7 protein-coding genes and 1 pseudogene are annotated in these 9,458 nt (G+C 67.7%); 7 read left to right on the forward strand and 1 reads right to left on the reverse strand.

The genetic code is table 11. The annotated features are described in order from the left end of the window. Nucleotides 1-115 precede the first annotated feature (115 nt). From ABF401_RS10260 to ABF401_RS10275, 4 genes are all read left to right on the forward strand, one after another. Nucleotides 116-1,129 (forward strand): tyrosine-type recombinase/integrase, encoded by a 1,014-nt coding sequence (locus tag ABF401_RS10260; protein WP_353509459.1) that lies wholly within the window; start codon nt 116-118, stop codon nt 1,127-1,129. 58 nt (nt 1,130-1,187) lie between these two features. Beyond that, a complete protein-coding gene (locus ABF401_RS10265) occupies nt 1,188-1,511 on the forward strand; it encodes a type II toxin-antitoxin system RelE/ParE family toxin (RefSeq protein ID WP_353509460.1) in 324 nt (107 codons plus the stop codon). Between the two features lie 20 nt (nt 1,512-1,531). Then, the gene (locus ABF401_RS10270) at nt 1,532-1,852 is read left to right on the forward strand and encodes a helix-turn-helix domain-containing protein (protein ID WP_353509461.1); all 321 of its coding nucleotides are present in this window, start codon (nt 1,532-1,534) and stop codon (nt 1,850-1,852) included. 118 nt (nt 1,853-1,970) lie between these two features. Then, nucleotides 1,971-3,275, forward strand: coding sequence for an IS256 family transposase (locus ABF401_RS10275; RefSeq protein WP_353509462.1), 1,305 nt, complete (start codon nt 1,971-1,973; stop codon nt 3,273-3,275). Nucleotides 3,276-3,375: 100 nt separating this feature from the next. On the opposite strand, the pseudogene ABF401_RS10280 reads toward ABF401_RS10275, so the two are convergent. Further along, a pseudogene (locus ABF401_RS10280) lies at nt 3,376-4,609 on the reverse strand (ISL3 family transposase); the annotation flags it as partial. Nucleotides 4,610-4,954: 345 nt separating this feature from the next. Between ABF401_RS10280 and ABF401_RS10285 the strand changes: the two are divergent. The 3 genes from ABF401_RS10285 (at nt 4,955) to ung (ending at nt 8,998) form a co-directional block, all read left to right on the forward strand. Further along, nucleotides 4,955-5,836 (forward strand): NYN domain-containing protein, encoded by an 882-nt coding sequence (locus ABF401_RS10285; protein WP_353509463.1) that lies wholly within the window; start codon nt 4,955-4,957, stop codon nt 5,834-5,836. A gap of 765 nt (nt 5,837-6,601) precedes the next feature. Further along, nucleotides 6,602-7,990: a group II intron reverse transcriptase/maturase gene (gene ltrA, locus ABF401_RS10290; protein ID WP_353509464.1), complete on the forward strand. Its 1,389-nt coding sequence runs from the start codon at nt 6,602-6,604 to the stop codon at nt 7,988-7,990. Between the two features lie 222 nt (nt 7,991-8,212). Further along, on the forward strand, nt 8,213-8,998 hold the full coding sequence (gene ung, locus ABF401_RS10295) for a uracil-DNA glycosylase (RefSeq protein WP_353509465.1): 786 nt from the start codon (nt 8,213-8,215) through the stop codon (nt 8,996-8,998). The last annotated feature ends 460 nt before the right edge of the window (nt 8,999-9,458 follow it).

A 9,458-nucleotide genomic window follows, 5' to 3' on the forward strand; every position in this document is an offset into this window, starting at 1 on the left:
AGACAGCATGGCCGCTCCGCGAATACTCGCGCTTTTCACCGCAGCACCTGCTCGGACCCGGCCCCCGCTGAGGGGCCGACCCGGACGTCCACGTCGGCCCCGGTACAACCCTGCGATGACGACTTCTCTCATCTCCCTGTCCGAGCCCACCGCGACCGACCTTCCCTCACATCCAGCCACGGATCCCTGCGCTTGGCTCACCGACGACGACGCCGCCCGGATCGCCGCTGCCCTCGCCGCCACCTGCGCCGCGTCGACTCGCAAGGTCTACGCCTTCGCGTGGGGTCGCTGGATGCGCTGGTGCTCCGGCCGCGGGATCATGTCGTTCCCGGCCGAGCCGGCAGCGGTCTGCGCCTACCTGACCGAGTGCGCCGAGCAGCGTCTCTCCCTGGCCACGATCGACTCCGCCTGCTCCGCCATCGCGCACCAGCACCGCTCCCACGGCGTCTCGGACCCGATCGCCCACGACGCGGTCCGCCAGGTCCGCCGCGGACTGCGCCGGATCATCGGCCGTGCGCCCCGCCGCCCGGCCCGCCCGCTCAGCGTCGCCGAACTGCGCCAGATCGTCGCCGCCATCGACCGCGCCACCGACCGTGGTGTCCGCGACACCGCCCTCCTCCTGCTCGGCTTCGCCGGCGCCCTGCGCCGCACCGAGCTCGCCGCCCTCACCCTGGCCGACCTCGAGGCCAAGCCCGGCGGTCTGCTGCTGCACCTGCGCCGCTCCAAGACCGACCAGGAGGCGCGTGGCCAGGTTGTCGGCATCGCCCACGGCCAGCACCCCCTGACCGACCCCATCGCCGCCCTCGACGCCTGGCTCGCCCTCCGCGGCACCGCACCCGGGCCGGTCTTCACCAGCCTCCGACCCGGTGGCCCGCCGCTGCGGCCCCTGTCCGGAAACGCCGTCTCCACCTTGGTCAAGGAACGCGCACTGGCCGCCGGACTCTCCGGCGGCCGGATCAGCGGCCACTCGCTGCGCGCAGGCCACGCCACCAGCGCCGCCTTGGCCGGCGTCGGTGTCGACCGGATCGCCGCCCAGACCCGGCACCGCCGCATCGACATCCTCATCGACCGCTACATCCGCCCAGTCCAGGCCCTGCAGACCACCTCCGGTCGCGACCTCGGACTCTGACCGGCGCCGACCGCTGATCGCACTTGTGCGATGATCGCAAAAATGCGATCATCGTGCAGTGGCAGAGGTCGAGCTTCACGACGAGGTCGTCGCCTGGCTCGACACGCTGACCGACCACGAGTGGCAACGGGTCGTGGTGATCGTGGACCGCCTGGCCGACCTCGGACACCAAGCCCGGATGCCGCTGTCCCGCAGCCTGGGCGACGGGCTCTGCGAGCTGAGGTTCAGCCTCGGCCCGACCGCACGACGCATCACCTACCGGTTCACCAAGGACAGCCGGATCATCCTGCTGACCACGTTCCGCAAACAACGCAACAACGAACGCCACGAGATCGACCGGGCACGCACCGCAGCAGCTGAATGCGCTCTGCGCTACCCATGAAGCCGATGAAGGAGGAGACGATGGCCAACTACTCACGCTGGACCGACGCCAAGGACAAGCGCCCCGCGCCCTCAGCCGAGACCCGTGCCGGCATCGAGCAGGACCTGGCCCTCGGCCAGCTCATCTACGACCTGCGCACCGAGGCCGGCCTCAGCCAGCGCGAGCTCGCCGCACGCATGGGCACCACCCAGTCGGTCATCTCCCGCCTCGAAGAAGGCGGCGGCGCCCGGAACCGGATCGACACCCTCGCCCGCGTCGCAACTGCACTCGGCCGCCACCTCGTCGTGTCGTTCCCCGAGAAGATCCCTGCCAAGCTCAAGGACGCCGTCCAAGTCGCGTAAGCAGGTGACCCATATCGCCCACGATTGACGTGGGTCGCAGGCGAGGTTCGGGACTGTCCGTTGAACGGTGTTTCTGGCCGACACGCCGGCGTAGCCGGCGAGGAAGGCTGGTCACCTGATGACCGAGACACTCGAGGGCATGAGCTCGATGCCCAAGCAAGCGGTGAAGACCGCTGAGCCTGGTGAGGCTGAGCGGGCTGCGGTGCGTGAGCTGGTCAAGGCCGCTCGCGCCAGGGGTGAGGACCTGACCGGCCCGGACGGGCTGCTCAAGTCGATCACCAAGACGGTGCTCGAGTCGGCATTGCAGGAGGAGATGACCGAGCACCTGGGACACGAGAGGCGCCAGACGCCCGTCGAGGGCAGCGGCAACGTTCGCAACGGCACGCGCCCTAAGACGGTGCTCACGGACGCCGCGGGCGAGGTCACGATCGAGGTGCCGCGGGATCGGGCCGGCACGTTCGCCCCGGTCATCGTCCGGAAGCGGCAGCGGCGCCTGACGGACGTCGATGCGGTTGCGATTTCCTTGTACGCCAAGGGATTGACGACCGGTGAGATCAGCGCGCACTTCGCCGAGGTGTACGGCGCGTCGATCTCGAAGGACACGATCTCCCGGATCACCGACACGGTCCTCGAGGAGATGCAGGCCTGGTCCAGCAGGCCGCTGCAGGCCGTCTATGCGGCGGTCTTCATCGACGCGATCTACGTCAAGGTCCGGGACGGGCAGGTGGGCAACCAGCCGTTCTACGTCGCGATCGGGGTCGACCTGCAAGGGCACCGTGATGTGCTCGGGCTGTGGGCCGGGCAAGGCGGCGGCGAGTCCGCGAAGTTCTGGATGAACGTGCTGACCGACCTGCGCAACCGGGGCGTCAAGGACGTGTTCTTCGTCGTCTGCGACGGCCTCAAGGGCCTGCCGGACGCGGTCACCGCGGTGTTCCCTCGGGCCATCGTGCAGGCCTGCGTGATCCACCTGATCCGCGCCACCCTGCGATACGGCTCACGCAAGTACTGGGACCAGCTGGCGCGGGACCTGCGGGCGATCTACACGGCGCCCAACGCGGAGGCGGCGTGGGCGGCGTTCGAGGAGCTCGAGGAGAAGTGGGGCAAGCCCTACCCGGCCATCCCCAAGCTGTGGCGGGCGGCGTGGGAGGAGTTCACCCCGTTCCTCGCCTACGACGTGGAGATCAGGCGGGTTCTGTTCTCCACCAATGCTATCGAGTCCCTGAACGCCAGATATCGGCGGGCCGTCGGGGCGCGGGGGCACTTCCCGACCGAGCAGGCTGCGCTCAAGTGCCTGTACCTGGTCACCCGCGGGCTGGACCCCAAGGGGCTGGGGCAGGCACGATGGATCACACGGTGGAAGCCGGCACTGAACGCGTTCGCCGTCACCTTCGCCGACCGGATGCCGGCGGCGGAGAACCTGTAGGAAACAAGTGCCGGAAACACCGTTCGTCTGACACACCCCGAGGTTCTGTTCGGCGGCCAAGGCAAGCCATGTCTGTTGGCGGGGACCTCAAACGGGCTCTTCACAATCGAGGGTGTAGTCGCGGTCTGAATCCGCCTGTCTCCAGGAGCGATCGGGCGATGTAGTTGGTCAGGTTGCGGAAGCCCAGGGCGGAGCCGCGCAGGTGTTCGAGCCGGCCGTTGATGGCTTCGGTTGGTCCGTTGGACGTGCCGGGCCGGTCGAAGTAGGCCAGGACGTCGGCGGCTCGCTTCTTGAGCGTCCGCCCGAGGGTGATGAGCTCGACCAAGTCGGCTGGGACGCCGTGGCTGACCGAGGCGATGAGCTTGCGCATGAGCTCGCGGCCTCGGGTGCGGTCGGGTTCGCGGTAGGCGGTGATCATTCGCTGGTAGATGCCCCAGGTCGCCTCGACCTCGACGTGCTCCTCCAACGCGAACAGCTCCTGCAGGCGCTGGGTCTGCCCGTCGGTGAGCAGGCCGGCGCCGGTGTGCAGGGTCCGCCGCGCGGCATAGAGCGGGTCGCCCGTGCGGCCGCGGTGTCCGGTCAGGTCCTGTTGGACCCGGCGGCGGCACCGGTCCAGTGCGTCGCCGGCCAGGCGGACCACGTGAAAGGGATCCATCACGGCCACGGCATCGGGCAGCTCCTCGGCGGCCGCGGTCTTGAACCCGTGAACCCGTCCATCGCGACGACCTCGACCGCCGCGCGCCAGTCCTGGGGACGCTCGGCGAGCCAGGCCTTGAACGCCTGCTTCGAGCGGCCCTCGACCATGTCCAGCAGCCGCGCCGGACCGGTCCCGGCACGCACAGCGGTGAGGTCGATGATCACGGTGACGTACCTGTCCCCACGGCGGGTGTGCCGCCAGACGTGCTCATCAACACCAACCGTGGTGACGCCGTCGAACCGCCCGGGTTCCTCGATCAGGACGCGCCTGCCCTCGGCCAGCACCGCGTCGTTCGCGGTGTTCCAGGACACCCCGAGGCCCTCGGCGACCCGGCCACGGTCAGGTGCTGACACACGATCCCCTCCAGCGCCCACCGCAGCCCTCGCCGGGACAGCTTCGCCCGTGGCTCGGCCGCCAGGCTGGTGTCCTGGCGCCACACGCGCCCGCACACGGTGCACCGGTAGCGGCGGACCGTGACCAGCAGGACTGTTGGGCGCCAGCCCAGCGGCTCGTGCGCCAACAACCGGGTCACCGTGTCCCGCGCGACGCCCTCGCACCCGCAGCGACGGCACCAGTCGTCGGGCTCGACGACTCGGCACGCCAGAACCGCACGATCCGGCTCGAGACGCACGCCGACGGGCAGTTCGTGGGCACGGCGACCGTGGGACCGCCGGAACCCGATGCGGTGGCAACGGTCATCGTGAGGATCCTGCCCGATTACCGACGTCACAGCTGGCCCATGCGCCGTCGGCATGCCCTGTCCAAGCGTGCGTCTTTTCGGCTCCGTCAAGGCGCCCACTGGTGCGTCCGCGCCTGGCCGCCAAGCGTGCGTCTTTTCGGCTCCGTCAAGGCGCCCACTGGTGCGTCCGCGCCTGGCCGGATTCACCCGGTGTTGCCGAGTTGGGCCCTCTGGCAATCCTCCGCGCGCGTCGTGTCCTCTCCGGAGAGGGCCCCTGACGCCAGCGGGCCGTAGGCTCGCGCCATGAGCGAACGGGTTGCTGTCTACATCGACTTCGACAATGTGGTCATTTCCCGATACGACGACATTCACGGCAAGCAGGCGTGGCGACGCGACGATCCGCGCCTGCGTCGGCGATCCGCGACTTCAACCGACCCGATCGACGCGAAGTTGGCCGAGGCCCAGGTCGATATCGGGGCGATCATCGATTACGCAGCTTCCTTCGGCAGCGTGTCGCTGAGCCGGGCCTACGCCGACTGGTCGGTCCCCGCCAACGCGGCATACAAGGACGAGCTGATGGGACGAGCGCTTCACCTCGTTCAATTGTTCACCGCCTCTGGCGTCAAGAACGGAGCTGACATCCGGCTCGCCGTGGACGCTGTCGAGGACCTCATGCGCCATCCCGAGATCTCGCACGTGGTGCTTGTCGCCGGAGACTCCGACTACGTCCCACTCGCACAGAGCTGCAAACAACTCGGTCGCTACGTGGTCGGCATAGGCGTCGCTGGGTCAACCAGCAAGTCGTTGGTCTCAGCCTGCAACGAGTTCATCGACTACGCCCACCTCCCCGGTGTCACCCCGCCGGCGACCAAGCGGGCAGAGACGAAGGCGCCGGCCAAGAAGGCCGTCGCCAAGAAGACTCCGGCAAGGAGGTCGGTGTCTGCGGACCCCGCAGAAGAGGAGGCGACCGACCTCCTCGTCCGCGCAATTCGGGTCGGCCTCCAGAAGGGCGATGAAGACTGGGTCTACGCGGCCGGGGTCAAGAGCCAGATGCAGCGAATGGATCCGGCCTTCACGGAGAAGTCGCTCGGGTTCACAACGTTCCGAGAGTTCGTGGAGTCGCGGAGCGCCAAGGTGGTGTCCAAGCAGCACGCCAATGGACAGTTGACTGTGAGGCTGGCCTGAGCTGCCGCTCTGGCCGCGCTAGCGGCTTCGACAGTGCGTCACTCCGCCGGTGCGCCGCGAGGCGCTTGTTGATCGAGTTGAGGTGAGAGACCTGGACCGTGGTTCTGTCGCAGCAGGACTGCGAAGCTGAGGGCAGTCTGCCCCGGGAGGTGCCGGGGTGGCGGGAGCAGCCCTGACAAAGCCATGGCGTGCCGGTACTGCCAGACGACGCGGGTGTGGCGAGCGTGACGGAAAGGCATACGCGAGAAACCGACGTTTACGCCTCTCAAAGACGCACCGGCTCGAACCTGGCGGATCTGGGCCGGACGCGACGCGCACCCGTCTCCCTCATCACGGAGGCGGGGAACTCCCCGGAATGTCGGCGGGACTGAGGGGAGGCCGGGGTGACGTGCTGCGGGGTAGCCACGGCGAGGTCGCAGGGGCCGAGTCGGATGCCTCCTTCGTCGAGCGATCAACAAGTGAACACGGGAACCGTCCCTGGTCCGCCGGGTGGTCACGCGGCCAGCGTGGTCGCCGGGCTGGGCACACCGTCGGCCGATCGGTCAGGGACGGGACGGAGCCGCCGTAGTAGTCGCAGGAGGTCACGACCTGTCGTGGGGGCCGGGAGAGCCGGTCACAGGGCGAAGGGCGGCAGTGGTTTCGAGAAGTAACGAGAAGAGATTGGAGGCTGTAATGCCGAAAGATGCGCCACCGAACGGTGACGCCCCGATCGAGCAGGACCCATCCGGGCAGGATTGGGTGGGGCCGCGACGACGGGTATCGGAGATGCAGGCCAAGCTTCACCGTTGGGCGGCGGCTGATCCTGGCCGCCAGTTCGACGACCTGTTCAACCTCGTGCATGACCCGGCCACGCTGATCGTGGCGTGGGACCGGGTCGCGACCAACCAGGGGGCCAAGACCGCCGGTTCGGACGGGTGGACCGTCACCCGGATCGAGGAGGAGGTCGGGGCCTCACGGTTCCTGGACGACCTGCGGGACTCGTTGAAGACTGGCGAGTTCCGGCCCGAGCCGGTGCGGGAACGTAAGATCCCCAAACCGGGCGGGTCGGGGAAGGTGCGACGCCTCGGGATCCCGACGGTGACCGACCGGGTCGTGCAGGCCGCGTTGAAACTGGTGCTGAAACCGATCTTCGAGGCCGACTTCGAGCCGGTCTCTTACGGGTTCCGGCCCGAGCGGCGCGCACACGACGCGATCGCCGAGATCCACCACTTCGGCGCCAAGGGTTACCGCTGGGTGCTGGATGCGGACATCGAGGCGTGCTTTGACTCGATCGACCACGTCGCCCTGATGGATAGGGTCCGGTTGCGGGTCAAGGACAAGCGCGTGCTGCGGCTGGTCAAGGCGTTCCTCAAGGCCGGGATCCTCACCGAACTCGGCGAACACGAGAACACCGACGCCGGCACGCCGCAAGGCGGCATCCTGTCCCCGCTGCTGGCCAACATCGCGCTGTCGGTGCTCGACGAGCACCTGCATGCGCCATGGAAACCGGGCGGGACGATGGGCACCGCCTATCAACGCAGCAGCAGGCGGCGCAAGGACCTGCCGAACTGGCGCCTGGTCCGTTACGCGGACGACTTCGTGGTGCTGACCGACGGGACCGAGGACCACCTGCTGGGCCTGCGCGAGGACATCGCCCAGGTGCTCGCTCCGCTCGGGTTGCGGTTCTCAGGGGCCAAAACCCGGATCGTGCACATGAGCGAGGGGTTCGACTTCCTCGGCTTCCGCCTCCAGTGGAAGCGCAAGAGGGGAAGCAACAAGTGGTACGTCTACACCTTCATCGCCGACCGGCCGTTCCGGTCGGTGAAGGCCAAGATCCGTGCCCTGACCCCCAGGACGTCACAGCAGGACCTACGGGCCGTGCTGATCCGGATCAACCAGATCACGCGCGGCTGGACCAACTACTTCAAGCACGCCATCGCCAAGCGCATCCTCAGCAAGCTCCAACACCACACCTGGTGGCGGATCGTGCGGATGACGCGCACCCGGCACCGCTGGAAGTGGAAGGACGTCCGTCGCTGGCTCACCGACCACACCGGCCGGTGGCACCCCATCAGCGCGGACGGGATCGAACTGTTCAACCCCGAAACGATACCCATCACGCGGTACCGCTACCGGGGCAACCAGATCCCCAACCCCTGGGCCCCGGCTGCCTGAACCAAACCACGGCAGAAACCATGGAGAGCCCGTTGCGGTGAGAGCCGCACGGCGGGTTCGGCGAGCGGCCTGGGGAAACGGACCAGCAGCAATGCTGGCACCGCGCCCCAGGCCGACTCCACCGTCACGGGCCTGCTGTGAAGGGGTGTGCGCTGAGCGTCCACGCGCGATGTCGCTCCAGGACTGCCCCGTGCGCGCCAAGATGGCGGCATCGATCACAACATGAGCGATCTCGTGGCGCGAGCGTGTCAGGAAGCGGAGCCGATGAACGCTGAGCAACGAAGGACAGCCGAAACCCGACCGGGGGCAGCCGGGCTGCCTTCGGACTGGGCGAACGCACTGAGTGCTGAGCTGTCCAAGCCGTACTGGTCGAACTTGACGGCGTTCGTTGACGCTGAACGCACCGGCGAACACACGGTGTACCCGCCCGCCGATCAGGTCTTCCAGGCCTTTGAACTGTCCGCGTTCGACGCCACTCGCGTCGTCATCCTGGGCCAAGACCCATACCACGGACCTGGCCAGGCGCACGGATTGTGCTTCTCGGTGCCCGACAGTCTGCCCAACAAGCCACCGTCGCTCGTCAACATCCTCAAGGAACTCAAATCTGATGTTGGCGTCGACCTGCCGGACGGCAGCCTCGAAGGGTGGGCGCGACAGGGCGTCTTACTGCTCAACACGACCCTCACGGTCCGTGAGGGCAAGGCCGGTTCGCATCGGGGCCAAGGATGGGAGACCTTCACCGACGCTGTGATCCGCGCCCTGGACGAGAAGGACGATCGAGTGGTCTTCATCTTGTGGGGCAACGACGCCCGAAGGAAGAAGAAACTCGTCCAGAACCCGCGCCATAAGGTGATCGAGTCAGCGCACCCCTCGCCGCTGTCTGTCTACCGCGGCTTCATTGGCAGCAAGCCATTCTCGTCGACCAATGCCTTCCTCGCCGAGGCTGATCTGCCGCCGATTGACTGGTCCAACACCAAAATGGCCGAAAAGGATCAGGCGGACCTATAGTCCATCCACCGATGGATCGCCTTGGCCGGGCTCAGGTCGCCGGCCACAAGGCGCCGACGAACGCCGGCGCACGAACTGCCGCGTACCCTTACAGGCATCCTCGGCGGGCGCGTCATTCCGGCTCCAGTGACACGGGAGTCCGCGACCCGGTTGTGAAGTCCGCCTGATCCGCGTTTACTCCGCGGAATCGGCCCGAGGCACTCCGAGATCGTGCGTGCTGCTCGGGTAGTCTCGTGATCGGCAACGACACCGATGTCGGGTATCGGCTCAGGTCAGAGCAGGTGTCGCCGAGTTCTTCCGAGATCCGGCGAGAGACAAAGGCGACCTTCGCGGAATGAGAAGGTCAGGGGTTCGAATCCCCTCAGCTCCACTCTCACGAAACCCCGTCTGACCAGCGCCTCTGCGTGACGTCCGGCGGGGTTTCATTTGTTGTCATTCGGCCGACCCTTCCTCGGCAGTA

Source organism: Intrasporangium sp., assembly GCF_040414665.1.
In the GTDB taxonomy this organism is placed as follows: domain Bacteria; phylum Actinomycetota; class Actinomycetes; order Actinomycetales; family Dermatophilaceae; genus Intrasporangium.